Origin of the sequence: Mycolicibacterium parafortuitum (genome assembly GCF_002086815.1) — a bacterium.
GTDB classification, from domain to species: Bacteria; Actinomycetota; Actinomycetes; order Mycobacteriales; family Mycobacteriaceae; genus Mycobacterium; species Mycobacterium parafortuitum.
In genome coordinates, this window is the sequence record NZ_MVID01000002.1 from 18426 (window position 1) to 40167 (window position 21742).

Below are 21742 nucleotides of genomic sequence, written 5' to 3' on the forward strand. Positions count from 1 at the left end.
CGTTCACACCTACGCCGAGCGGGCCGTCACCAATTCGTCAAGCGTCGGGTAGTCGATATAGCCGACCGGCCCCGGCGCGTAGAACGTCGTCGGATCGGGTTCGTTGAGCGCGGCACCGGACTTCAGCCGCTCGATCAGATCCGGGTTGGCCAGAAACGCCCTGCCGACGGCCGCCGCACTGATCACGCCCCAGTCGGCGAGGCTTTCCAGCAGGGCGAAGTCGGCGCCCGACGGGCGGCGCGTGTTGAGCACCAGCGAGCCCTGCCACTGCGTGCGCAGCGGCGCGAACGCGGGATGCGACGGATCGAGCACCATGTGCAGGTAGGCGATGCCGAGGGAGTCGATGCGGCACAGCAGCGCCTCATAGGTGCTGACCGGGTCGTCCTCGTGCATGTCGCCTGCCTGATTGGCCGGCGAGATGCGCAGGCCGACGCGGTCGGGGCCGATCTCGGCGGCGACCGCCTCGACGACCTCGGCAGTCAGCCGGGCCCGATTGCGCGGCGACCCGCCGTAGCCGTCGGTGCGCTGATTGACGACATCGGACAGGAACTCGTGCAATAGATAGCCGTTGGCCGAGTGGATCTCGACACCGTCCATCCCGGCGTCGACGGCGCGGCGCGCCGCGGTGCGGAACTGGCCGACGATCTCGGCGATCTCACCGGTCGTCAGCGCGCGCGGCACCGGCAGCGGCTTCTTGCCGGTGGGTGTGTGCGCCTGCACCTCCGCGGCGACCGGGGACGGGCCGACGTTCTCGAAGCCGCTGATCTCCGGGTGCGCCATCCGCCCGACATGCCAGAGCTGGACGAACATCTTGCCGCCGGCCCGGTGCACGGCCGACGCGATCTCGGACCACTTGTCCTGCTGGCGGTCGGTGTAGAGGCCGGGGGTGTTGAGATACGCGCCATTGGCCTGCTCGCACACCGCGGTGGCCTCGCTGATGATCAGACCCGCGCCGGCGCGCTGCGAGTAGTACTCGGCGGCCAGCGACGACGGCGTGCCGTCGGCATCGGCGCGCGACCGGGTCAACGGCGCCATGAAGATTCGGTTGTCGAGTTCGACGCCGCCGACGGTGACGGGCGTGAGCAGCGCGGACTGTTCGCCGAGGGAGAAGGTCATGCTGTACTGAGCGCACACCGCGCCGCAATCATTCCCGTCACTCGCCGACGATCGCGGTCACCCGGATCTCGACGCGCATTTTCGGGGCGCCGAGCGCGGCCACGCCGGTCTGCGTCCAGATCGGCGCGCGGTCGGGCATCCACTTGCGCAATTGCCGGGCCATCGCCTGGGTGGGCTCGTCGCCGATCCAGTCCGGCGCGCTCGGCACGTGGTAGGAGTTCACGTGGACCACGTCGGCCCAACTCGCGCCCGCGGTGGCCAACGTGCGCTGCACGTTCTCGAAGGTCCGCTCGATCTCGTCCTCGAGGGACTCCGGGAAGTTGATCTCGTCGTCCCAGCCGCCCTGGCCGGAGATTTCGACGCGGTTCCCGATCCGCACGGCCTGGCTGTACGGCAGTGCGTCGCGCAGCGCCTCACCGAAGCCCGGGGTGACGAAGAACGAGACGCCGGACTCACTTTTTACTTCATGCATGAAGTGAACGTACCACCGCTGACTTCACATGTGAAGTGATGCTGCTCCGATAAAGTGCAGAGATGGCGCGTTCGCAGGAGACCCGATGGCTGACGCCGGAAGAGAAAGAAGCGTGGACGGGGCTGGTCTCGCTGATGATGCTGCTACCGGGCAAGCTGGAATCGCCGTTGCGCCAGGTTGATCTGACGCTGTTCGAGTACCTGGTGCTGAGTCACATCTCCGAGGCGCCGGAGCGCCGTATCCGGATGAGCGAGTTGGCCTTTCTGGCCAACGGCTCACTGTCGCGGCTCTCCAATGTCGTCAAGCGGTTCGAGCAGAGGGGCTGGGTCGTCCGCTCCCCCGATGCGACCGACGGCCGCTACACCCTGGCCATGCTCACCGACCGCGGTTACGCGCTGGTCGTCGAGGCCGCACCCATCCACATGCGCTCTGTGCGCGAGTTCGTCCTCGACCCGCTCACCACCACCGACAAGCAGGCCCTGGCCCGCATCGCGGCCAAACTGCGGGTACGCCCGCAGGACGTCACCTGAGCCGGCGATCCCGGCCGCACCTCAGACGGCCACCGGCTCCCGGCCGCCCAGCGTCGACAGCACATCCGCCGACAGCAGCCCGAGCGCGACCGCCTGCGACGCGCACGCGGCACGGTTGGGTGCACCGAGTTTCGCCGACGCACTCTCCAGGTGGTGCCCGGCGGTACGCACGCTGATGAACAACTGCGCCGCGATCTGCGCGTTGGTCAGACCGCACACCGCAAGCGTCAGCGCGTCGAGTTCGCGCGGGGTGATCCCCATCGGCAGCGGCGTCCGGCTCGCCAGCAGCACGGCCCGCAGGCTGTCGCCGCGGTACCGCGACGAGGTCGCGATCCGCCGCACGTACAGCCAGGACACACCGTCGTGGTAGCGCAGCACCTCCGGTCGCACGACAGGGCCGGCCGCGCGGAACGCGGCCGCTATCTCGTTGACCGCCAACGGATCCAGCGGTTCGCAGAACGTGTCGCCGAGGCGTAGCAGGTGGGCGCGACCGAAGTCGTCGACCGCCCATGACTGCGCATCCGGGGCCACCAACTCGGAGACCATCCGAGGCCGTACCGAGAAGTCCAGGTGCTCGGCCATCTGGACGCGCAGCGCGTTGATCTCGGCGACGTCGTCGTCACGGGGATAGCGCGGGTCGTCGCAGTTGACGTGGATCGTGCCGACATAGGTGCCGTCCGTGGTGACCAGGCGCGCCGACAGGCCTTCGTCGAACCCGGCGGGCCGGAACACGTTGTTGACCGAGTAACCGTTGCGGTAGTCGGGGAAATCGCGCCACCGCAGTGGGCCGAGACCGTGCACCCTCATCGCGTCGAACAGCGGGTCGTTGTCGACGAACCACGAGTTGAAGTGTTCCATCACCTGGTCGGGATACGCACGGTTGGCGACGCCGACGTGGCAGCGCTGGATCGGGTCCCACAGGCAGATCGCCGAGGCCGACGAATCGGCCCGCGCCGCCAGCATGTCCAGCAGATCGTGGGCGCGGGTCTCGATGCTGGCCGTACTGCCCAGCACATCACCATAGTTCCCGGCCATCGCCCGTCCTCCGCCATCACCCCTCGTTCGTGGGGTCATCATCGGCACAACATGTTTCGAGGATGTTTCTTCAGTGAGGCCTCACGGAAAACGGTCCGGCGAAATGGGAGATTCCTCCCATAGCCGTCGCGGCGGCCGGTTCATACGCTGAGCGCCACCACGGATACGTCGCACGATGCGGTGCGGCCCTCACGCGACATCTCACCCGATATCTCCCTAAGGCGGCTGACATGAAACGATTGCGTCCCACCCTTGCGTTGCTGGCGGCGACGGCGGTACTCGCCTCGGCATGCGGCAGCCGCGCCGGCGACGAGGGTGCTGCCGCGGCCCAGGAAAGCTGCGTCGACACCTCGGGCGACACCATCAAGGTCGGCGCCATCAACTCGCTCTCCGGCGGGCTGGCGGTCAGCGAATCGGTGATCCGCGATGCGATCACGCTGGCCGTGGAGCAGGTCAACGCGTCTGGCGGAGTCCTCGGCAAGCAGTTGCGGCTGATCGGCGAGGACGGCGCCTCGGAACCGACGATCTTCGCCGAGAAGGCACAGAAGCTGGTCCATTCCGACTGTGTCGCCGCGGTTTTCGGCGGTTACACCTCGGCCAGCCGCAAGGCCATGCTGCCGGTGTTCGAGGATGCCAACGCGCTGCTGTACTACGGCCAGCAGTACGAAGGCCTGGAGAGCTCGCCGAACATCTTCTACACCGGCGCCACCACCAACCAGCAGATCATCCCGGCGCTCGACTACCTCAAGGAGCAGGGGGTGAAGTCGCTGTATCTGGTCGGCAGCGATTACGTCTTCCCGCGCACCTCGAACGCGATCGTGAAGGCCTACGCTCAGGCCAACGGCATCGAGATCCGGGGTGAGGACTACACCCCGCTGGGGAGCACCGACTTCTCCACGATCGTCAACAAGATCCGCACCGCCGACGCCGATGCGGTGTTCAACGTCGTGGTCGGTGATTCGCTCAACGCGTTCTTCCGGGAGTACCGCAGTGCCGGCCTGACCGCGGAGAAGATGCCGGTGATGTCGATGTGCGTCGGCGAGGAAGAGGTGCGCAGCATCGGTGCGCCGACACTGATCGACCAGCTGTCGTCGTGGAACTACTACCAGACGCTCGACACGCCGGCGAACAACACCTTCGTCGCGGACTTCAAGGCCCGCTTCGGCGCCGACCGGGTGACCTCGGATCCGATGGAATCGGCCTACGCCGCGGTGATGTTGTGGAAAGCCATGGTGGAGAAGGCCAATTCGTTCGCGGTGCCCGACATCCAGGCCGCGGCCGACGGGGTCACCGTCGACGTTCCGGAAGGCACCATCACCGTCGACGGCGAGAACCACCACGTCACCAAGACCGCACGGATCGGCCGCGTCGCCGAGGACGGCCTGATCTACCAGGTATGGGCCTCCCCGGCACCGATCGAGCCAGACCCGTACCTGAAGGGCTACCCCTGGGCCGCCGGGATCACGGGCTGACGCAATGCATCTGACACCCAAGGACGAGGACCGGCTGCTGCTCTTCCTGGCCGCCGAGCTGGCCCGCAAGCACCGCGCCGCCGGGCTGCGACTCAGCTACGCCGAGGCCAGGGCCCTGATCGCCGACGAGGTCGTCGAAGCGGCCAGGGCGGGTGCCACCGTCGCCGAGGCCGCCGCGCACGGCGCCACGGTACTGACCGACGACGACGTGATGGCCGGGGTGCCGACACTGTTGGGGTCGGTGCAGGTGGAGGCGTTCTTCGCCGACGGGCAGAAGCTGGTCACGGTGCACGACGCGATCGGGCCCGGCACGAATCCGGCCGCGGAACCACCCACCGAACCCGCCGTCGTGCCCGGCGAGATCCTGCCCGCCGACGGCGAGCTGGAGCTCAACGCGGGCCGGGCCACGACGACGGTCACCGTCGACAACACCGGGGACCGGCCCATCCAGGTCGGCTCCCACTTCCACTTCTTCGAGGTGAACCGCGCGCTGCGGTTCGACCGGGCCGCGGCCTTCGGCATGCGTCTGGACATCCCGTCCGGCACCGCCGTGCGTTTCGAACCCGGTGAACAACAGGAGGTTTCGTTGACCAGCTACGGTGGTGAGCGCACCGTCGTCGGGCAGAACGACCTGACGAATGCGGCGGCGTCCTCGGCGCCGGGCGACGAGCTGATGGCGCGCATGCGTGGCCTCGGTTTCCTCGATGCGCCCGGGCGGTCCTGAGATGGCGCACCGGATCTCGCGGCGGCACTACGCCGAGTTGTACGGACCCACCACCGGCGACCGGGTCCGGCTCGCCGACACCGAACTACTGGCCAAGGTCGAGCACGACGCCACGGTCTACGGTGACGAGTCGGTGTTCGGCGGAGGCAAGACCATGCGCGAAGGCATGGGTGTGCACGGCGACATCACCAACGGCGCGGGCGCACTGGACTTCGTGATCACCAATGTGCTGATCATCGACGCGGTGCTGGGAATCCGCAAGGCCGACATCGGGATCCGCAACGGACGCATCGCCGGCATCGGCAAGTCGGGCAACCCGCGCACCATGGACGGCGTCGATCCGGAGCTGGTGATCGGCGCCGGCACCGACATCCGCTCCGGCGAGGGCATGATCGCGACCGCGGGGGCGATCGACGTGCACGTGCACTTCGACAGCGCCGGGCTGGTCGAGGAGGCCATCTCCAGCGGGATCACCACGATGATCGGCGGCGGACTCGGACCCGTCACGGTCGGCATCACCTCGTCCGGCCCCACCAATCTGGCCCGGATGCTGCGCGCCGCCGAGGGTTTCCCGATGAACTTCGGGTTCATCGCCAACGGCAGCGCGTCGAGCACCGCACCGCTGATCGAACAGGGACTGGCCGGGGCCATCGGGTACAAGATCCACGAGGACTGGGGCGCCACCCCGGCGGCGATCCGGGCGTCGCTCGACGCCGGCGACGAACTCGGCCTGCAGGTGCAGATCCATACCGACACCCTCAACGAGTCCGGCTTCTTCGAGGACACGATGGCCGCGATCGGCGGGCGGCCCATCCACACCTATCACGCGGAGGGCGCTGGCGGCGGGCACGCCCCCGACATCATGCGCGTCGTCGGCGAACCGTATTGCCTTCCGTCGTCGACCAATCCGACCAACCCGTACACGCTGAACACCTTCGACGAGCATCTCGACATGGTGATGGTGTGCCATCACCTCAACCCGCGGATCCCCGAGGACGTCGCGTTCGCCGAGTCGAGGATCCGGCGCGAGACGATCGCGGCCGAGGATGTGCTGCACGACCTCGGCGCGATCTCGGCGATGGGCTCGGACTCTCAGGGCATGGGCCGTATCGGCGAGACCATCGCGCGGACATGGCAACTCGCCTCCCACATGCGCGCCACCCGGGGCGCGCTGCCCGGCGACGAGGGTACCGGCGCCGACAACGCCCGCATCCTGCGCTACGTCGCGAAGCTGACCATCAACCCCGCGCGGCTGTTCGGCATCGACCACGAGGTCGGGTCGCTGGAACCGGGCAAGCTCGCCGACATCGTGCTGTGGGAACCGAAGTTCTTCGGTATCCGGCCCGAGGTCGTGTTCAAGGGCGGCTTTCCGGCCTGGTCGGTGATGGGTGAGGCGAACGCATCGCTGATGACGTGCGAGCCGCTGCGGTACCGGCCGCAGTGGGCGGCGTTCGGCCGCACCCCGGCCGACGTGTCGGTCAACTTCGTCGCCGGCGCCGCGATCGACGCCGGCCTGGGTCAGACGCTGGGTCTGGACACCCGCCTGGTGGCCTGCCGTGGCGCCAGGACGCTGACGAAAGCCGATCTGCTGCACAACGACTACCTGCCCGAGATCACCATCGAACCGGACACCTACCGGGTCACCGTCGACGGTCAGCCGTGCGTGAGCACCCCGATGCCCCAGGTCCCGCTCGGCCGCCGGTACACGCTCAAATAGCGAGGAGGACACCATGGCAGACCCCGTGCGCATCGGCATCGGTGGGCCGGTCGGTTCCGGTAAGACGCGACTGGTCGAGACGCTGGTGCCGCGACTGTCCGCCGCCGGGTTCAGCGTCGGCGTCATCACCAACGATCTGGTGACCGACGAGGACGCCCAGCGGGTCCGGCGCAGCGGGGTCATCGACCCCGCGCGGGTGCTCGCGGTGGAGACCGGCGCGTGCCCGCACACCGCGATCCGGGAGGACCCGTCGGCCAACCTGGCCGCCGCCGACCGGCTGAGCCGTCAGTTCCCCGATCTCGACGTCATTCTCATCGAGTCCGGCGGGGACAACCTGGCCGCGACGTTCACCTCGGATCTGGTGGACTTCTGGGTCTTCGTGATCGACACCGCCGCGGGCGATGACATCCCACGCAAGAAGGGCATCGGCCTGTTGCAGGCAGACCTGTTGGTGGTCAACAAGATCGACCTGGCCCCGCTGGTCGGTGCCGACCTCGACGGGATGCGTCGCGACTGCGCGGTCGCGCGGCCGGCGAAGCCGACGGTGTTCACCGACCTGCGGTCCGGGCACGGCCTCGACGAGTTGACCGAGCGTGTTGTCGACGGCGCGATGCTCGGTGCGGGCGTGCCGTGACAGCACCGGCGATCGCCCCCGGTGAGCTCGGCGTCGAGGTGGTCGCCGACGCGACCGGGCGCACCAGGACCACGTCGCTGCGTCAGCGCTATCCGCAGCGCGTCACGATGCCGTTGCACTGCGACCCGCTTTACCCCGGCGCCGCGACGCTGTGCGTGCAGAGCCCCAGCGGCGGCGCGTTCTCCGACGACGCGCTGCACACCGTCGTGCGCTGCCACCCGGGCAGCCACCTGTGCCTGACCACGCAGGCCGCGACGCAGGTGTTCGCCGGTGACGGTGCGGGTGCCCGGCACCGGGCCGATTTCACCGTGCATGCGGGCGCGGTGCTGGAGTACTTCCCGGGAACCGTGATCCCGCACGCGGATTCGACGTACACCCAGACGATCGGCATCGACGTCGAGCCCGGCGGGGTCTACCTCGGCTGGGAGGCCGTCGCGGCGGGGCGCGTCGCGCACGGCGAACGGTTCGGGTACCGCAGCTACGACAGCGCGTTCGTGGCCCGGGTGGGCGGCTGTGCCGTCGCACGGGACCGCCAGGTGATCCGGCCCGGCTCCGACGATCTGTGCCTGGTCGACGGCGACTATCTGGCCACGTTCTTGGCGGTGGCGCCGGGCCGCGACGCCGAGGCGGTGCTGGCGCGGGTGCGACACGTACTCGACACCGCCGACGGATGCGACGGCGGCGCAGGCGAACTGCCCGCCGCAGCAGGGGTGTTCGCGCGACTTATTGCCGGGCGCGCCCCGGATCTACACCGTGCCCGGCAACGGCTATTCGACGCGGCCCGGGCCGAACTGCTGAAGGTGGGTGAACAGTGAACGCGCACAGCGTACTCGGCGAGATCTCCGAGCCCAGATTCACCGGGCATACCCGACACCATGTCGACATCGGCTGGGGTGACGCCACCAAGCACCGGCAGGTCGTGACCGCCGACACCGGTCTGGTCGTTCACATCACCCTGCCGCGCGGCACGTTTCTGCGCGACGGCGCGGTGATCGCCGCCGACGACACCGCGGTGGTGGTCGTCCGCCGCCCCGCCGAGGATGCGATCACGGTCCGCTTCGCCGACAACGACGGGGCCGCGGGGGCGCGCAGGATGCTGCTGCTCGGCTATCTGCTCGGCAACCAGCACGCCCCGATCGACGTCGAATCCGGTTCCGTGGCGGCGCCGCTGTTCACCAGCGCCCACGCGGCGAAGGAACTCCTCGACGAACTCGGCGTCCTCGGTGACGTCACACAGCAGCCGCTGGCGCGCAACGGCTGGTCGCGGACCTCCTCGGACAGCCATGCCGGCCACCATCACTGACCCCGACGCCACCGGCCCCGACGTCGCACTCGCACTATGGATGCAGTTGCACGACAGCGCTTTCCCGTCGGGACGCATGGTGCACAGTCAGGGCCTCGAACAGTGGCTCGCCGACCGCCCCGGCGCGAACGCCGACGACATCGGCGCCGCGGTGCTCGCCTACGTCACCAACAGTTACGCGCCGCTGGACGCCACGGTGTGCGCGGCGGCCTGGCGGGCCGGCGCCGACCGCGCTGCGGTGCCCGACGCGCTGGCCGACCTCGACGCGCTGCTCGCGTCCTACAAGCTGTTCGGCAACGCCCGGGTCGCGTCGGAATCGGCGGGCCGCCAGCTGGCCACCGCGGCACGGCAGGCCGGCCTGGACCGGGGTTGCGCGTACCTGGACCGGGTCATCGACGGGAATGCGCCGGGTCACGGCGCGGTGGTGGAAGGGGCCCTGCAGGCGCGCCTCGGGGTGCCCGTGCACATCGCGGTACTCGGCTCGATGCGCTCGGTGATGGCGTCGATGCTCAGCGCCGCGATCCGGCTCGGGCGGCTCGGCCCGCTGCACAGCCAGCGGATCCAGACCGGCGCCGCCCCGGCGCTGGTGGCGCTCGCGCGTGCGGCGGTCGTCCGCCCGCTCGACGACCTGTCCAGCGCAGCCCCGGCGCTGGAGATCGGCGGTATGCGGCACGAGACGCGCACTGCCAGGCTGTTCACCACCTGACCGTCGCCCGCCGGGTGCCGGGCGGTCCCACGTAGGCTCGAAACCGTGACGGTGCAACGCCTGCAGCCCTACGCGGTGACGATCTTCGCCGAGATGTCGGCGCTGGCCACCCGGGTCGGCGCGGTCAACCTGGGGCAGGGCTTTCCTGACGAGGACGGTCCCCCGGCGATGCTGAAGGCCGCCGAGAACGCGATCGCCGACGGCGTCAACCAGTACCCACCCGGGCTCGGGGACGCATCGCTGCGCGAGGCCATCGCAGCCCAGCGCAGGCGCCGCTACGGCAGCGAGTACAACCCCGACACCGAGGTGCTGGTCACCGTCGGCGCCACCGAGGCGATCGCCGCATCGATCCTCGGGCTCGTCGAACCCGGCTCCGAGGTGTTGTTGATCGAGCCGTTCTACGACTCGTACTCCCCCGTCATCGCGATGGCCGGGTGCCACCGCCGGGCGGTGCCGCTGCGCCAGGACGGCAGGCACTTCGCGATCGACATCGACGCGCTGCGCGCCGCGGTGACGCCGAGGACACGGGCGCTGATCGTCAACACCCCGCACAACCCGACCGGCATGATCGCCTCCGACGAGGAATTGCGCGGGATCGCCGAGCTCGCGGTGGCCGCCGACCTGCTGGTCATCACCGACGAGGTCTACGAGCATCTGGTCTTTGACGGCAGGCGCCACCGCCCGCTGGCCGACTATCCCGGTATGGCCGAGCGCACGGTCACGATCAGCAGCGCGGGCAAGATGTTCAACGTCACCGGCTGGAAGATCGGGTGGGCCTGTGGGCCAAGCGATCTCATCGCCGGTGTGCGCGCGGCCAAGCAGTACCTGAGCTATGTCGGCGGTGCGCCGTTCCAGCCCGCGGTCGCCCACGCGCTCAACACCGAGGACGCCTGGGTCGATGCGCTGTGCGAGTCGTTCCAGGCCCGCCGCGACCGGCTCGCGTCGGCGTTGACCGACATCGGATTCGACGTATTCGACAGCTTCGGCACCTACTTCCTCACCGTCGACCCGCGCCCGCTCGGTTACCACGACAGCACGACGTTCTGCGCCGAGCTGCCCGAGAAGGTCGGGGTGGCCGCCATCCCGATGTCGGCGTTCTGCGATCCGGCCGCAGCACACGCCGACGAGTGGAAACACTTGGTGCGCTTCGCGTTCTGCAAGCGTGAGCAGACCCTCGACGAGGCGATCCGCCGGCTGCGCGGGTTACAGCGTGCCGGCTGACTCCCACAGCCGCTCGTCCGGCCGGGTCCGCTCGATCGCGCTGAGCACGATGTCGGTGGCGCCTGCGTCGCGGTAGCGCTGCACGACGCGGCGAACCGCGTCCGGGTTGCCGATGGCCGTCAGGTCGGTCAGGTCGGTGATGCCCTCGCGCGCGATCACCTTCTGATACGACGGGATGGTCGCGTAGAACGCGAGTTGCTCGGCGGCCGCGGTGCGCGCCGCCTCGACGTCGTCGGTGACCTGGGCGGGCACGAACGCGATGATCCGCGGCGCGGGCCGGCCGGCGTCGGCGGCCGCTTCGGTGATGGTCGGCACGATGAACTCTTCGAGGGTCCGGGGCCCCGCGAGATATGGGAGCGTGCCGTCGGCGAGTTCACCGGCCACCCGCAGCGCCTTGGGGCCCATCGCCGCGACGTAGACGGGCACCGGGGTGCCGCCGGCCAGTCGCACCGGCCAGTTCGGTGCGGCGGTGTAGTGCTCGCCGTGGAAATCGACCGCGCCCGTGTCGAACACCGACCGCAGGACGGTCAGGTGTTCGCGCAACCGGTCGACGGTGCCCGGCCAGGACTGGCCGTAGGACACCCGTTCGGGTTCGTGGGCACCCAAACCCAGTCCGAGGCTGAAGTTCCCGTGCGTGGCGGCTTGGACGGTCTGCGCCTGCGAGGCCACGGTCAGCGGGTGTCGCGGGTTGAACGGCACCACCGCCGTGCCGACCCCGAGCCCGGGCACCGCGGCGCCGATCAAGCCGGCCAGCGTGATGGCGTCGTGGTCGAACTGCTGGGCCACCCACACGTGTGGCACTCCGAGGTCGTGGGCGCGGCGCGCCTGGGAGACGTAGTCGTCGACGGCGTTGTCCGCATCGGCATTGGCGAACAGCATGATTCCAGCGGTCATATGCGCAGCAACTTGACCGTCGCGGCGGGGTATTCCCGCTCGGGCACATCAACTCGGCGTGCGCGAAACCCTCACACCCACGCCGCGAGGACGCGCTCGCGCAGATTCTGCAGCGCGACGTCGAGGACCATCTGTCTGGCCCGGCGCACCAGGAAGGTCGGATACGGCGCCGCCAGGTCGAGGATGAGGTCGAACCGCACCTTTGTCCGCTGTTCGCCGACGGGTGTCAGGTTGTACTCGCCGTGCTGTCCGCGCTGTCGCGAGGTCTGCTCGGCGTCCCACACCACCCAGTCGTCACCCCAGTGGTACTCCAGCATCTCCTTGTCGGCGATGCCCATGATCTTCACCGTCGTCCTGACGTGGTGGGGTCTGCCGTCGGGATGCCGGTCGATCACTTCTGCGCCCTTGTGCAGCGACGACCACGCGGCCACCGACTCCACGTCCGCCAAGGCGTCCATGATCGCCTCCGGCGGGGCTTCGATCACGATTTCACTGGACGCCCGAACCGCCATACCGGCAAATCGTAGTCAGCGCCGCGGTCCCGCGCAGCGTATTCGGCAGCAAACTTTCGGCCACCGGGCGCGGGCAAGCGGCTCACCCCTTGAGGACTTTGTGGACCTGCTTCTTGAGGCCTTCGGTCGCCGTTTCGACGCCGCCCTTCATCGTGCGCTTGAGGATGAACCCGGGCAGCGGCACGGACAGGTCGATCGCGATGTCGAACCGCACGCGCGTCTTGTCGCCGTCGGGGGTCAGCGTGTAGCCGGCGTCCTGGGCCTTCAGCTGCGACGCCGACACCAGCGTCCAGGTGACTTCGTTGTCGCCCCAGGTGTATTCGATGACCTGCTCGTCGGTCAGGCCGGCGGCCTTGACCGTCATCTTCACCTGCTTGGGCCGGCCGTTGTCGAAGCGCTCGAGCACCTCGGCCTTCTGGTATTGCGGCGACCAGGTCGGGGTCGCTTCGACGTCGGCGATGACGTCGAGGATCTGCTCGGGTGTTGCATCGATCACGACCTCGCGGGAATCCTTGGTTGCCATGGCAGGAGACCCTAGACCACGGCGATCTGCGTTCGGATCGAGATCAGCGGACTGAGGTCGTAGGGTTGCTCAGATGAGTGACGCCGCGGACGGCTTCGTCGATCCGGAGGTCCCACCGAGCGGGACGGGCTGCGCCGAGTGCGAGGCCGCGCACGGCTGGTGGGTGCACCTGCGACGGTGCGCGGCGTGCGGCCACATCGGCTGTTGCGACGACTCGCTGGAAAAGCACGCGTCGGCGCATTGGCGCGCCAGCGGGCACCCGATCATCAGGTCCTTCGAGCCGGGCGAGGACTGGTTCTGGAACTACGCCACCGGCCAGTACTACGAGGGTCCCGAACTCGCGCCACCGCAGAGTCGGCCCACCGGCGAGACGGCGCCCGGGCCGCGGGGCCGGGTGCCCGTCGACTGGATGGCGCAACTGCGCCGGCGTGGGTGAATGAACCCGCGCTCACCCGGGTAATCGTGCGCCGTGACCAAAGACAAGCCAGAGACGACCAAGACCGACACCGCCCCGGCGAACACCGACGACGACGTGGTCACCGACCCGTCGAAGGGTGACGACGACGGCAACGACTGGTCCGACGAGGGCGGCGCGACCCCGAGCGGCCCCGCGACGAAGTGACGACGCGTCAGCCCCGGTCGGCCAGCACCTGCTGCGCCGCGTTGTAGCCGGGGATGAACGTGATTCCCGGCCCGCCGTGGCAGCCGGCACTGGCCAGGTACAGCCCGTCGACCGGGATCGGTTGATCGACATAGCCTTTCGGGCCAGGACGGTTGCGGCCCATCTGTTCGGGGTGGATCAGGCCGTGGCAGTAGTCCCCGCCGGGTGCGTTGAACATCGTGCCCATGTGCTTCGGCGTGAACGTGGTGTGCCGCAGGATCAGCTTCTCGAAATCCGGTGCCAGCCGGGTGATCTTGTCGATCACCCGCTGCCCCATCTCGGCCTTCATCTGCCCGTATCCCGCCTGCTCCTCTGACAGCGGGAACCACAGCGAGAACGCCGACACCGCGTGCTTACCGGGCGGAGCCAGGCTCGGGTCGTTGGCCGACGGGATCTGCAGGGCGATGGCCGGATCGGCGGGCACCACTCCCCTGGCCGACTCCTCCCACTGCCGTTGCAGTTCCTCAGGAGTGGTGAAAATGCCGATCGCGGACTGATACTCGGGGTCGTTGAGGACCTCGTACGGTGCGGCGAACGTCGGCGGACCGTCGAGTGCGAAATGCATCTGCAGATAGCTGCCGCGATGGTCGATGCGGGAGAACCGTTCCCGCAGTTCGGCCGGGATCGCGCCGCCGTCGACAAGAGAGTTGACGGTCAGATCGGGGGCGAGATTCGACACGACGACCGGGGCGGTCAGCATCGACCCGTCCTCCAGGCGCACCCCGGTGACCCTGCCGTCCTCGACCAGGATCTCGGTGACCTTGCTGCGTAACCGGAGTTCGCCGCCCGCGCCGGTGAACAGTTGCAGCAGGTGCTCGGTGACCGCGCCCATGCCGCCACGGAACTTCTTGATCAGCGTCGCGTTCTCGTCGGGTACCGCAAGCCCGAACGCCAGCGCGGCGGCGCTGCCGGGGGTCTCCGGTCCACGGTAGGTGGTGTTGACCGCCAGGAACGCCAGCATCCCGCGCAGCGCTCCGTGCTTCTCCCGGTCGGGCAGGTGGCGGTCGAGCACGTCGGACACCGAACCGAACAAGATGTCGCTGATCGCCTGACGCTCGAATTCGTTGGTGGCGCAGGCGAACATCTCGTCGAGCGTCTTCGGCGGCTGGGCCGCGTCGAAGCGACCCAGTGCGCGGGTCGGCGCCTGACACCACGCCATCAGACCGGCCATGCCGTTGACCGCTTCGGCGCCGTGCACCTCGTTGAGGTGGGTCAGCAGTTTCATCGGGTCGGTGTAGTAGATCAGCGGGTCGTCGCCGACACCCCGCAGCTGCACCGACATCACGTCGAGGTCGACGGTGGGCAGGTCCCCGAGCCCGAGCGCGTCGCTGACCGCCGCCGACGTCGGCACCTGCACAGAGCCGGCGATCTCGAACCGGAAACCGTCGAACAGCTCGACCGTCGAGGCCATCCCGCCGGCGTAGAGCTTGAAATCCAGGCACAGGGTGCGCAGCCCCGCCTGCTGCAGCAGCGCCGCCGCCGTCAGCCCGTTGTGGCCCGCCCCGACGACGATCGCATCGAAGTCCGTCATCGGCTGAGGCTGACACGCCCGCGATGTTTTGTCAATAATGACAAAACATCGCGGGCGAAATTGCATTCCGGCAGAAGATGTCCGAGTGGAGGGCTGCGTACCTGCAGTCTCGGCGAATTAGCGCGGGTCCTCGATCCCGGTGCGCAGCAGCTCCAGCGCGTGCCGGCACAACCGGTCCAGTTCCGGCAGGGAGCGATCCTCGCCGAGCATCCAGACCTCCATCGCGCCGAACACCGCCGCGGCGATGCAGCGCGCCGTAACGGTCACGCGCATGCGTTCGTCGGTGCCGCGCGACGCGTTGTTGCTCTTGGTCATGTGCTCCTCGATCGCCTCGGCGAATTCGGCTTCCACCTGGCGGATGTGGCGCACGATGCGGCCGTCGTCGAGTTCCTGGGAGCGCATCGACGCGATGTTGGTGACGGCCCAGTCGTCGTAGGGTGCGGCCATGATCGCCGCCTGGACCGACTCGACGATCGGGTCCTCGGGTGAGCACACCGCCAGGGCCGCCCTGAACCAGTGCAGGCCGGCGTCGTAATCGGCGAACAGCAGGTCATGCTTGGACGCGAAATGCCGGTAGAACGTGCGCAGCGACACCCCGGCGTCGGAAGCGATCTGCTCGGCGGTGGTGTCCTCGACCCCCTGCGCGAGGAACCGCACGACGGCGGCCTGCCGCAGCGCTTCCCGTGTGCGCTCACTGCGCGCCGTCTGAGCGGGCCGGACCATGAGCGTAAATTACCCGACCGCACCGATGCGTTGCGCCGCCGCCGCCGAGTCTGTTGACTACAGGTCAGCACACGACGCCGGGGGAACGCTGATGAAGGTGCATCACCTCAACTGCGGCACCATGCGGCCGCTCGGGGTGCCCGACCCGCTGGTCTGCCATGTGCTGCTGATCGAGACGGACGGCGGGCTGGTGCTCGTCGACAGTGGTTTCGGCACCAACGACTGCGCCCGGCCCGACGGGCTGGGCCGCATCCGGCGCCGGCTCATCAGACCTGCCTTCGATCCGGCCGAGACGCTGGTGTCGCAGCTGCCGCTGCTGGGATTCCGCAGTTCCGATGTGCGCCACATCATCGTCACCCACTTCGATGCCGACCACATCGGTGGGCTCGCGGACTTCCCCCACGCCACCGTCCATGTGACGGCGAGGGAAGCGTTCTCGGCCATGCGATCTCGTTCCATCCAGAGCCGGATCCGGTTCCAGCCGTCACAGTGGGCGCACGACCCGAAACTCGTCGAGCACGAGGCCGAAGGCGAGTCGTGGCGCGGATTCGCTGCGGCGAAACAACTTTCCGAGATCGGCCCTGGCTTCGCGCTGGTGCCGCTGCCCGGCCACACCGACGGCCACACCTGCGTGGCCGTCGACGCCGGAGACCGGTGGCTGCTGCACGCCGGCGATGCGTTCTTCCATCTCAGCGAGGTCGGTGACGGACCGCCGATGCCGAAGTCGTTGGCGGCCTTCGAGATGGCCGTCGCGGCGGACCGTAAGAAGGTGCGGGACAACCACGCCCGGCTCACCGAGCTGTACCAGCGCCGGGAACCGGACCTGATGATCCTGTGCAGCCACGACCCGACGCTGTATCAGCGTGCGAAGGCCGCCGGATAACCGTTGCGTGGCAATGTGCCGGTTCAGTGCGGACTCAGCAGCGCGATGGACGCATCGACGGCTTCTTCGGTGACGTCGCTCATCGTGCCGCCTTCCTCGACGGTGATCGCGGTCAGTTCACGCAGGCCACCGAGCAGCATGATGATGCGCTGCCGCGACACCGGGCCCACCCCGGCGGCGCGGAACTCGTCGGTGGCGCCCAGCGTGCCGACCATGTCGATGAAGCTCTCCAGCGACTCGCGCTGCAGCCCTCGGGCGACCGCGCCGAGCGACGGGACGTCGCGAATCCAGCTGAGCATCAGCGCCGGACGGGCCTCTGCCGACGAGATCCACGTCTCGATGGCCTGGCGGACCTGCTTCTGCCATGGCGCGCTCGGGTCGACGGCCTCGGAGATCTGCCGGACCTGGTCGGCATTGGCGTCGGTCAGCAGCGCGACGAAGCACGACTCCCTGCTGTCGAAGTGCTCGTAGAAAGTGCGCCGGGAGGTTCGCGCCCGCCGGACGATGTCGGCGACGGTGCTCTTGGCGTAACCGTGCTCGGCGATGGAGGCCTCCAGCGCGTCGAGCAGCCGCCCGCGGAAATCGGTGGGCTCACGGGACATGGTCGGCTCAGCGGCAGTAGTTGCGGGTCGCGAAGTCGATGCCCTGCACGTAGAGCGGGTCCAGACGGCGCTCCTTCACCACGGTCGCTTTGGCGCGGTCGAGTTCGGCCGGGCAGGCCGGCGAATGCAGCTTGGCCCACTCGTCGGCCATCCGGGTGACCATCTCGCGGTTCAGCGCATCGATGACCCCGCGGGAGGACGCCAGGTCCGGCGCCTCCGCCGGGGCGGCGGCCGGGTCGAACGTCCACTGCGCGAGCCGGCTGTACTCGATCGCGACGGTCGCGTCGATCTGGTCCCGGAACGCCGTCGTGACGTAGTTCGGATCCAGGTTCAGCGATACCGCCTCGGCCGAGACCGCGTCGAGGACCTGCTGCTCCCGGACCGGGTCCTGGATCGGGCCACCGGTGTGGAACTTGTTCGCCGCGATCGGGTCGGCCACCTGCAGGCGGCGCGCTGCGGCGTCGACGAGATCCACCAGGGTGGTGTCGGGTTGTGCGGCGGCCGCGGGCGCGAGCAATGCCGCAAGGGCGGACAGTGCGGCTGCGGAGGCGAGGAGACGAATCATCGGGTACATCATGTCACCGATGTGATGGTGGCCAGGGCCGGGATCGAACCGGCGACCTTCCGCTTTTCAGGCGGACGCTCGTACCAACTGAGCTACCTGGCCGGACGGCACCGATCACTTGCATGGCAAGTGCCTCGCCGTAATGGCGACCCTGACGGGACTCGAACCCGCGACCTCCGCCGTGACAGGGCGGCGCGCTAACCAACTGCGCCACAGGGCCTTACTGTGTTGCTGCTCCCACCGTAGTGGTCGTAGCGAGTACCCCCAACGGGATTCGAACCCGTGCTACCGCCGTGAAAGGGCGGCGTCCTAGGCCACTAGACGATGGGGGCCTATTCCGAATTCCTCCGGGGCACTCACAACGCTCTGTCCGTTGGGAGCTTCGATAGCTTAGGGTACGGACACCCAAATCCTCAAACTGGCTGTGTACCGTATCCTTTTGGCGTCACAGAGACGCCTAGCCCCTATAGCTCAGTCGGTAGAGCTACGGACTTTTAATCCGCAGGTCCCAGGTTCGAGCCCTGGTGGGGGCACCACGTCCGTCAGACGGCGGCATCGGCGCGAAGACGGACACAAACCGCGCGCTCGGCGGCGACGAGCGTGCGGGAAATTACGGGCTGGGAGGCGCGTCGGTGTGCAGACGCGCACGCTCGCGGCGCCGAGGCGCCAGAGCGACTAGCGGTAGTAGACCTCGTCGCCATCGGGGTAGCCCCCACCGGTGGTCGTAACGTGCACATGGTCGTAGTGGCCGTAGCCGCCGGCGCGGGCTCCGCCGGGCGTGTAGTACACACCCCGCCAGATCGCGTCCTGGATGCCGAAGCGCTTCGCGTTGCCCAGCACGTAGGCCACGATCTGGTTGCCGAGCGCGATGCCGGCCTGCGACGACGGGTTCGGGATCATCACGTCCAGCGCGAGACCGTTGGGATGCCAGCGCAGGTAGTCCGAACGCACCCCGCCGATGTTGTTGATCTCCGGGAACTCCGCGCTGATGCTGCGGGCGGTCAGGATCGTACGGACCTGCAGGCCGCGCTCGGGGGCCACTCCGGCGGGCAGTGTCGGGTCCACCACACGCCAGCGCGACGCGGAGACCAGCGATGCCGATGCGATCTCCGCGCTGCCGGGATCGGTCAGTAGCGCGGGCTGCGCGCCGGTGGCCGGTGCCGCGACGACCTCGACACAGCACGGCACGGCCTGCTCCTCCACGACGGGCGCGGGTGCCGGGGCGGCGACGGGTTCTTCGTCGACGATGGTCGCGACCGGACCGGCGTCGCCCTTGACGGCCAGGAACACCGCCGCGGGCGCGAGTGCCGATACCAGATAGACCGACGGATTTCGCCGCTGCTTCGGTAAAGAGTGCCGACCCACGTCCAGCAAGATAACGAAAAATTCCGCAAAATACACTATCCAAGATCAAATCTGAATACGGCGCGCTGATCGTTACCCGACCGCGACCCACCGGTTAGCAACCGTATATGCGCAGGTCAGAATGGCAATTCCGCTACGCGACGACCACTAATGCCGCGAGTGCGAAAAGAATCAGGACCGCGGTCGCGGCAAGCACTCCCCCGGCGCGTCCCGGCCGTCGAGTCGGCGCGTCCAGGCTGGCGAGCATCTGCTCGGCGGTGGCGAACCGGAACCGTGGATCACGGGCCATCGCGCGTTCGATCGTCATCGCCAGCGCCGGGTCCACGTCGGGTCGGAGTGACGACAGCGGAGCGAGCTGCGCCGCGGCGATCGCGTCGGCGAGCGCGGTCAGATTCTCCTGCGGGTACGCACGCCGGCCCGTGAGCGCCTCGTAGGCCACCACGCCGAGCGCGTACAGGTCGTCGCTGGGGGTGGCGGGCCTTCCGGCGATCCGGTCCGACGGCAGGTAGGCCATCGTGCCGAAGACCCGGTTCGTCAGTGTCTGCGGCGTGTCGGGGCTCTTCGCGACCCCGAAGTCGGCGATCTTCACCCCGCCGAATTCGGTGAACAGGATGTTGGCCGGTTTGATGTCGCGGTGCAGCACGCCACTGCGGTGCGCGGCGCCCAGCGCGGACAGCACGTCACGCATGATCGCGCGGACCTGCTCGGCCGGCAGCGGACCGTGGTGGGCCAGCACATCGGCCAGATTCTGACCGGGCAGCCGCTCCAGCACGATGTAGTGACGCCCCTCGTGCACACCGGAGTCGTGGACCGCGACGACGTGCGGGTGGTTCAGCGCTGCCGCGGCACGCGCCTCGGTGGTGAACCGGCGCCGGGTATCGGGCTGGGTGCATACCGACGGATACAACAGCTTGACCGCGACGGGGCGCCCCAATCGCTTGTCCCACGCCTCGCGCACCTCAGCCATCCCGCCGCGGCCGAGGACGCGCCCCAACTCGTAGCGACCGCCAAGGATCTCCGGCGCCTGCATGCCTTCCAAGCTAGCCCGAAAGCCGTGATCACAAACGTGACGCGCGGGCCCGCGGGCATCGACCGTGTCCCGAGGTGACTCGGTTGGCGAGCGGAAACCGCACACCTGTGATCAGATATCTGCGAAATGTGATCACAAACTGTCCAGAAGTGATCACATTAACGATCCCTGCATCCCGGAAGGTTGCGCGCATGACCGAAACTCCCACGAGGCCGGCAGCTTCACCCGTCGACGACAGGTCCGCCCGGCATGTCGTCGCAGGCGCCGGCGTGGGCACATTCGTCGAATACTTCGGTGACGCGGTCTACGCGTTCATGGCGGTCACCCTGTCGGCGGTCTTCTTCCCGACCGACAACCCGTCGCTGGCGATCCTGCAGACGTTCGCGATCTTCGGGGTGTCCTTCCTGATGTATCCGCTGGGCGGTACGTTCTGGGGCCACTACGGCGACAGGCTCGGCCGCAAGAAGGTACTTGCCATCACGATCCTCGGCATGGGCGGCATCACGTCGCTGATCGGTCTGCTGCCGACCTACGAGACGATCGGATGGACCGCCGCGCTGCTGCTGTTGGTCGCCCGTCTGTTGCAGGGGTTCTGCGCTTCGGGCGAGTACTCCGGCGCCGCGGTGTTCATCGGCGAGTTCGCGCCGCCGCACAAGCGGGCCCGCTACATCAGCGTCGTGCCGATCGGGGCGGCGTCCGGCTTCCTGGTCGCGTCGCTGCTCATCACCGCGATGTTCTCGGTGATCGGCGAGGCGGCGATGCAGGAGTGGGGCTGGCGCGTGCCGTTCCTGATCGCCGGACCGCTGTGCCTGATCGGCTGGTACATCCGTTCCAAGCTCGACGAGTCGCCCGCGTTCCTGGCCCTGCAGTCCCAGGACAAGTTGGCCGAATCCCCGGTGGCACAGGTCTTCCGGCACCACTGGCGTGCCGTCGTGCGGATGCTGTGCATCATGGCCGTCAACGCGGGCGGGTACTACCTGGTGCTGTCGTACATGGTGACCTACTTCCAGGAGGAGGTCGCGCTGTCGGCGACGCAGTCGAACCTGATCGCCACCATCGCGCTGGTGCTGTACCTGCCGCTGTTGTTCGGCGCGGCCGCGCTGTCCGACCGGATCGGCCGCAAGCCTGTCCTGATCGCGAATGCGGTGCTGTTCATCCTCATCAGCTATCCGGCGTTCCTGCTGCTGGGCGCTGCCGGATTCGGTGCGGCGCTCGCGGTCCAGTTGCTGTTCGTCGCGATGTTCAGCCTCAACGACGGCACCTTCGCCACCGCGTTCGTCGAGGGCGTGCCCACCGAAGTCCGGTTCAGCGGCTTCGCGATCCCGTTCACGCTCGGAATCGGGTTGTTCGCGGGCGGAACACCTTTCCTGGCGACATGGCTGATCGAGCGCACCGGCAGCGCCGCCGCACCGAGCTTCGTCCTGATCGCCGTCTGTGTGGTCGCGTTGTTCGGTCTGGTCACGATGCGCGAGACCGCACCGGCTAAGGCGCCGGCCGAATCGTCGGCGCACGCATAGGGCCGC

The 21742-nt window shown here is 68.5% G+C and carries 25 protein-coding genes and 4 tRNA genes; 14 read left to right on the plus strand and 15 right to left on the minus strand.

Features of this window, described 5'->3' with window-relative positions:
* Window positions 1–9: 9 nt before the first annotated feature.
* Together BST38_RS02685 and BST38_RS02690 are read right to left on the minus strand one after the other, a co-directional pair.
* On the minus strand, window positions 10–1116 hold the full coding sequence (locus BST38_RS02685) for an alkene reductase (RefSeq protein WP_083141716.1): 1107 nt from the start codon (window positions 1114–1116) through the stop codon (window positions 10–12).
* A gap of 37 nt (window positions 1117–1153) precedes the next feature.
* A complete protein-coding gene (locus tag BST38_RS02690; protein WP_083141717.1) occupies window positions 1154–1588 on the minus strand; it encodes a RidA family protein in 435 nt (144 codons plus the stop codon).
* Between the two features lie 62 nt (window positions 1589–1650).
* On the opposite strand from BST38_RS02690, the gene BST38_RS02695 reads away from it, so the two are divergent.
* Complete coding sequence (locus tag BST38_RS02695) at window positions 1651–2118, plus strand: MarR family winged helix-turn-helix transcriptional regulator (RefSeq protein ID WP_083141718.1); 468 nt, start codon at window positions 1651–1653, stop codon at window positions 2116–2118.
* Between the two features lie 21 nt (window positions 2119–2139).
* On the opposite strand, the gene BST38_RS02700 is transcribed toward BST38_RS02695, so the two are convergent.
* Window positions 2140–3153, minus strand: coding sequence for a helix-turn-helix transcriptional regulator (locus tag BST38_RS02700; RefSeq protein WP_083141719.1), 1014 nt, complete (start codon window positions 3151–3153; stop codon window positions 2140–2142).
* A 230-nt stretch (window positions 3154–3383) separates the two neighbouring features.
* On the opposite strand from BST38_RS02700, the gene urtA reads away from it, so the two are divergent.
* Genes urtA through BST38_RS02740 form a run of 8 tightly spaced genes read left to right on the plus strand, consistent with a single transcriptional unit; the run spans window position 3384 to window position 10930 of the window.
* On the plus strand, window positions 3384–4625 hold the full coding sequence (urtA, locus tag BST38_RS02705) for an urea ABC transporter substrate-binding protein (RefSeq protein WP_083141720.1): 1242 nt from the start codon (window positions 3384–3386) through the stop codon (window positions 4623–4625).
* Window positions 4626–4629: 4 nt separating this feature from the next.
* Window positions 4630–5349: an urease subunit beta gene (locus BST38_RS02710; RefSeq protein ID WP_083141721.1), complete on the plus strand. Its 720-nt coding sequence runs from the start codon at window positions 4630–4632 to the stop codon at window positions 5347–5349.
* 1 nt (window position 5350) lies between these two features.
* Window positions 5351–7066: an urease subunit alpha gene (ureC, locus tag BST38_RS02715; protein WP_083141722.1), complete on the plus strand. Its 1716-nt coding sequence runs from the start codon at window positions 5351–5353 to the stop codon at window positions 7064–7066.
* A gap of 13 nt (window positions 7067–7079) precedes the next feature.
* Window positions 7080–7700: an urease accessory protein UreG gene (gene ureG, locus BST38_RS02720; RefSeq protein ID WP_083141723.1), complete on the plus strand. Its 621-nt coding sequence runs from the start codon at window positions 7080–7082 to the stop codon at window positions 7698–7700.
* Window positions 7697–8515 (plus strand): urease accessory protein UreD, encoded by an 819-nt coding sequence (locus BST38_RS02725; protein ID WP_083141724.1) that lies wholly within the window; start codon window positions 7697–7699, stop codon window positions 8513–8515. Before ureG ends, BST38_RS02725 begins: the two co-directional genes overlap by 4 nt.
* Window positions 8512–9003 (plus strand): urease accessory protein UreE, encoded by a 492-nt coding sequence (locus tag BST38_RS02730; protein ID WP_083141725.1) that lies wholly within the window; start codon window positions 8512–8514, stop codon window positions 9001–9003. Before BST38_RS02725 ends, BST38_RS02730 begins: the two co-directional genes overlap by 4 nt.
* Window positions 8984–9709, plus strand: coding sequence for an urease accessory protein UreF (locus tag BST38_RS02735; RefSeq protein WP_083141726.1), 726 nt, complete (start codon window positions 8984–8986; stop codon window positions 9707–9709). The genes BST38_RS02730 and BST38_RS02735 overlap by 20 nt, the downstream gene beginning before the upstream one ends.
* A gap of 45 nt (window positions 9710–9754) precedes the next feature.
* Window positions 9755–10930: a pyridoxal phosphate-dependent aminotransferase gene (locus BST38_RS02740; RefSeq protein WP_083141727.1), complete on the plus strand. Its 1176-nt coding sequence runs from the start codon at window positions 9755–9757 to the stop codon at window positions 10928–10930.
* Here BST38_RS02740 and BST38_RS02745 read toward each other — a convergent pair.
* The 3 genes from BST38_RS02745 to BST38_RS02755 form a co-directional block, all read right to left on the minus strand.
* The gene (locus BST38_RS02745) at window positions 10913–11824 is read right to left on the minus strand and encodes an LLM class F420-dependent oxidoreductase (protein ID WP_083141728.1); all 912 of its coding nucleotides are present in this window, start codon (window positions 11822–11824) and stop codon (window positions 10913–10915) included. The two genes, BST38_RS02740 and BST38_RS02745, sit on opposite strands and share 18 nt — an antisense overlap.
* Before the next feature lie 71 nt (window positions 11825–11895).
* Window positions 11896–12336, minus strand: coding sequence for an SRPBCC family protein (locus tag BST38_RS02750; RefSeq protein ID WP_083141729.1), 441 nt, complete (start codon window positions 12334–12336; stop codon window positions 11896–11898).
* An 82-nt stretch (window positions 12337–12418) separates the two neighbouring features.
* Window positions 12419–12859, minus strand: a complete 441-nt coding sequence (locus BST38_RS02755; protein ID WP_083141730.1) for an SRPBCC family protein — start codon at window positions 12857–12859, stop codon at window positions 12419–12421.
* Window positions 12860–12932: 73 nt separating this feature from the next.
* On the opposite strand from BST38_RS02755, the gene BST38_RS02760 reads away from it, so the two are divergent.
* Window positions 12933–13295 (plus strand): UBP-type zinc finger domain-containing protein, encoded by a 363-nt coding sequence (locus BST38_RS02760; protein ID WP_083141731.1) that lies wholly within the window; start codon window positions 12933–12935, stop codon window positions 13293–13295.
* Window positions 13296–13328: 33 nt separating this feature from the next.
* Window positions 13329–13481, plus strand: coding sequence for a hypothetical protein (locus tag BST38_RS29315; RefSeq protein ID WP_165761548.1), 153 nt, complete (start codon window positions 13329–13331; stop codon window positions 13479–13481).
* 7 nt (window positions 13482–13488) lie between these two features.
* Here BST38_RS29315 and BST38_RS02765 read toward each other — a convergent pair whose 3' ends face one another.
* Together BST38_RS02765 and BST38_RS02770 are read right to left on the minus strand one after the other, a co-directional pair.
* The gene (locus BST38_RS02765) at window positions 13489–15051 is read right to left on the minus strand and encodes a phytoene desaturase family protein (protein WP_083141732.1); all 1563 of its coding nucleotides are present in this window, start codon (window positions 15049–15051) and stop codon (window positions 13489–13491) included.
* A 117-nt stretch (window positions 15052–15168) separates the two neighbouring features.
* Window positions 15169–15774 (minus strand): TetR/AcrR family transcriptional regulator, encoded by a 606-nt coding sequence (locus BST38_RS02770; protein WP_083141733.1) that lies wholly within the window; start codon window positions 15772–15774, stop codon window positions 15169–15171.
* A gap of 91 nt (window positions 15775–15865) precedes the next feature.
* Between BST38_RS02770 and BST38_RS02775 the strand changes: the two genes are divergently transcribed.
* Entirely contained in the window at window positions 15866–16657 is a 792-nt protein-coding gene (locus BST38_RS02775) for an MBL fold metallo-hydrolase (RefSeq protein WP_083141734.1), read from the plus strand.
* Between the two features lie 23 nt (window positions 16658–16680).
* Here the strand turns inward: BST38_RS02775 and BST38_RS02780 are convergent, their stop codons facing one another.
* The 5 genes from BST38_RS02780 to BST38_RS02800 form a co-directional block, all read right to left on the minus strand.
* Complete coding sequence (locus BST38_RS02780) at window positions 16681–17259, minus strand: TetR/AcrR family transcriptional regulator (protein WP_083141735.1); 579 nt, start codon at window positions 17257–17259, stop codon at window positions 16681–16683.
* A 7-nt stretch (window positions 17260–17266) separates the two neighbouring features.
* Complete coding sequence (locus tag BST38_RS02785; protein WP_083141736.1) at window positions 17267–17836, minus strand: chorismate mutase; 570 nt, start codon at window positions 17834–17836, stop codon at window positions 17267–17269.
* A gap of 13 nt (window positions 17837–17849) precedes the next feature.
* A tRNA-Phe gene (locus tag BST38_RS02790) sits at window positions 17850–17926 on the minus strand.
* Between the two features lie 41 nt (window positions 17927–17967).
* Window positions 17968–18044: transfer RNA gene (locus tag BST38_RS02795), tRNA-Asp, on the minus strand.
* Window positions 18045–18083: 39 nt separating this feature from the next.
* Window positions 18084–18156 (minus strand) — tRNA-Glu (locus tag BST38_RS02800).
* 128 nt (window positions 18157–18284) lie between these two features.
* Between BST38_RS02800 and BST38_RS02805 the strand changes: the two genes are divergently transcribed.
* Window positions 18285–18360 (plus strand) — tRNA-Lys (locus BST38_RS02805).
* 139 nt (window positions 18361–18499) lie between these two features.
* On the opposite strand, the gene BST38_RS02810 is transcribed toward BST38_RS02805, so the two are convergent.
* Together BST38_RS02810 and BST38_RS02815 are read right to left on the minus strand one after the other, a co-directional pair.
* Window positions 18500–19189 carry a VldE C-terminal domain-containing protein gene (locus BST38_RS02810; RefSeq protein WP_237160647.1) on the minus strand — a complete coding sequence of 230 codons (690 nt, stop codon included), beginning with the start codon at window positions 19187–19189 and terminating at the stop codon, window positions 18500–18502.
* A 133-nt stretch (window positions 19190–19322) separates the two neighbouring features.
* A complete protein-coding gene (locus tag BST38_RS02815; RefSeq protein ID WP_083141737.1) occupies window positions 19323–20219 on the minus strand; it encodes a serine/threonine-protein kinase in 897 nt (298 codons plus the stop codon).
* A gap of 191 nt (window positions 20220–20410) precedes the next feature.
* Here BST38_RS02815 and BST38_RS02820 point away from each other — a divergent pair, with 191 nt between their 5' ends.
* Window positions 20411–21736 carry an MFS transporter gene (locus tag BST38_RS02820; protein ID WP_083141738.1) on the plus strand — a complete coding sequence of 442 codons (1326 nt, stop codon included), beginning with the start codon at window positions 20411–20413 and terminating at the stop codon, window positions 21734–21736.
* Window positions 21737–21742: the final 6 nt, after the last annotated feature.

Excerpts from the sequence above, each read along its gene's own strand:
- BST38_RS02685 (WP_083141716.1), bottom strand. The coding sequence starts at position 1,116 with ATGACCTTCTCCCTCGGCGAACAGTCCGCGCTGCTCACGCCCGTCACC.
- BST38_RS02690 (WP_083141717.1), bottom strand. The coding sequence starts at position 1,588 with ATGCATGAAGTAAAAAGTGAGTCCGGCGTCTCGTTCTTCGTCACCCCG.
- BST38_RS02695 (WP_083141718.1), top strand. The coding sequence starts at position 1,651 with ATGGCGCGTTCGCAGGAGACCCGATGGCTGACGCCGGAAGAGAAAGAA.
- BST38_RS02700 (WP_083141719.1), bottom strand. The coding sequence starts at position 3,153 with ATGGCCGGGAACTATGGTGATGTGCTGGGCAGTACGGCCAGCATCGAG.
- urtA (WP_083141720.1), top strand. The coding sequence starts at position 3,384 with ATGAAACGATTGCGTCCCACCCTTGCGTTGCTGGCGGCGACGGCGGTA.
- BST38_RS02710 (WP_083141721.1), top strand. The coding sequence starts at position 4,630 with ATGCATCTGACACCCAAGGACGAGGACCGGCTGCTGCTCTTCCTGGCC.
- ureC (WP_083141722.1), top strand. The coding sequence starts at position 5,351 with ATGGCGCACCGGATCTCGCGGCGGCACTACGCCGAGTTGTACGGACCC.
- ureG (WP_083141723.1), top strand. The coding sequence starts at position 7,080 with ATGGCAGACCCCGTGCGCATCGGCATCGGTGGGCCGGTCGGTTCCGGT.
- BST38_RS02735 (WP_083141726.1), top strand. The coding sequence starts at position 8,984 with ATGCCGGCCACCATCACTGACCCCGACGCCACCGGCCCCGACGTCGCA.
- BST38_RS02745 (WP_083141728.1), bottom strand. The coding sequence starts at position 11,824 with ATGACCGCTGGAATCATGCTGTTCGCCAATGCCGATGCGGACAACGCC.
- BST38_RS02750 (WP_083141729.1), bottom strand. The coding sequence starts at position 12,336 with ATGGCGGTTCGGGCGTCCAGTGAAATCGTGATCGAAGCCCCGCCGGAG.
- BST38_RS02755 (WP_083141730.1), bottom strand. The coding sequence starts at position 12,859 with ATGGCAACCAAGGATTCCCGCGAGGTCGTGATCGATGCAACACCCGAG.
- BST38_RS02760 (WP_083141731.1), top strand. The coding sequence starts at position 12,933 with ATGAGTGACGCCGCGGACGGCTTCGTCGATCCGGAGGTCCCACCGAGC.
- BST38_RS02765 (WP_083141732.1), bottom strand. The coding sequence starts at position 15,051 with ATGACGGACTTCGATGCGATCGTCGTCGGGGCGGGCCACAACGGGCTG.
- BST38_RS02770 (WP_083141733.1), bottom strand. The coding sequence starts at position 15,774 with ATGGTCCGGCCCGCTCAGACGGCGCGCAGTGAGCGCACACGGGAAGCG.
- BST38_RS02775 (WP_083141734.1), top strand. The coding sequence starts at position 15,866 with ATGAAGGTGCATCACCTCAACTGCGGCACCATGCGGCCGCTCGGGGTG.
- BST38_RS02780 (WP_083141735.1), bottom strand. The coding sequence starts at position 17,259 with ATGTCCCGTGAGCCCACCGATTTCCGCGGGCGGCTGCTCGACGCGCTG.
- BST38_RS02785 (WP_083141736.1), bottom strand. The coding sequence starts at position 17,836 with ATGATGTACCCGATGATTCGTCTCCTCGCCTCCGCAGCCGCACTGTCC.
- BST38_RS02815 (WP_083141737.1), bottom strand. The coding sequence starts at position 20,219 with ATGCAGGCGCCGGAGATCCTTGGCGGTCGCTACGAGTTGGGGCGCGTC.
- BST38_RS02820 (WP_083141738.1), top strand. The coding sequence starts at position 20,411 with ATGACCGAAACTCCCACGAGGCCGGCAGCTTCACCCGTCGACGACAGG.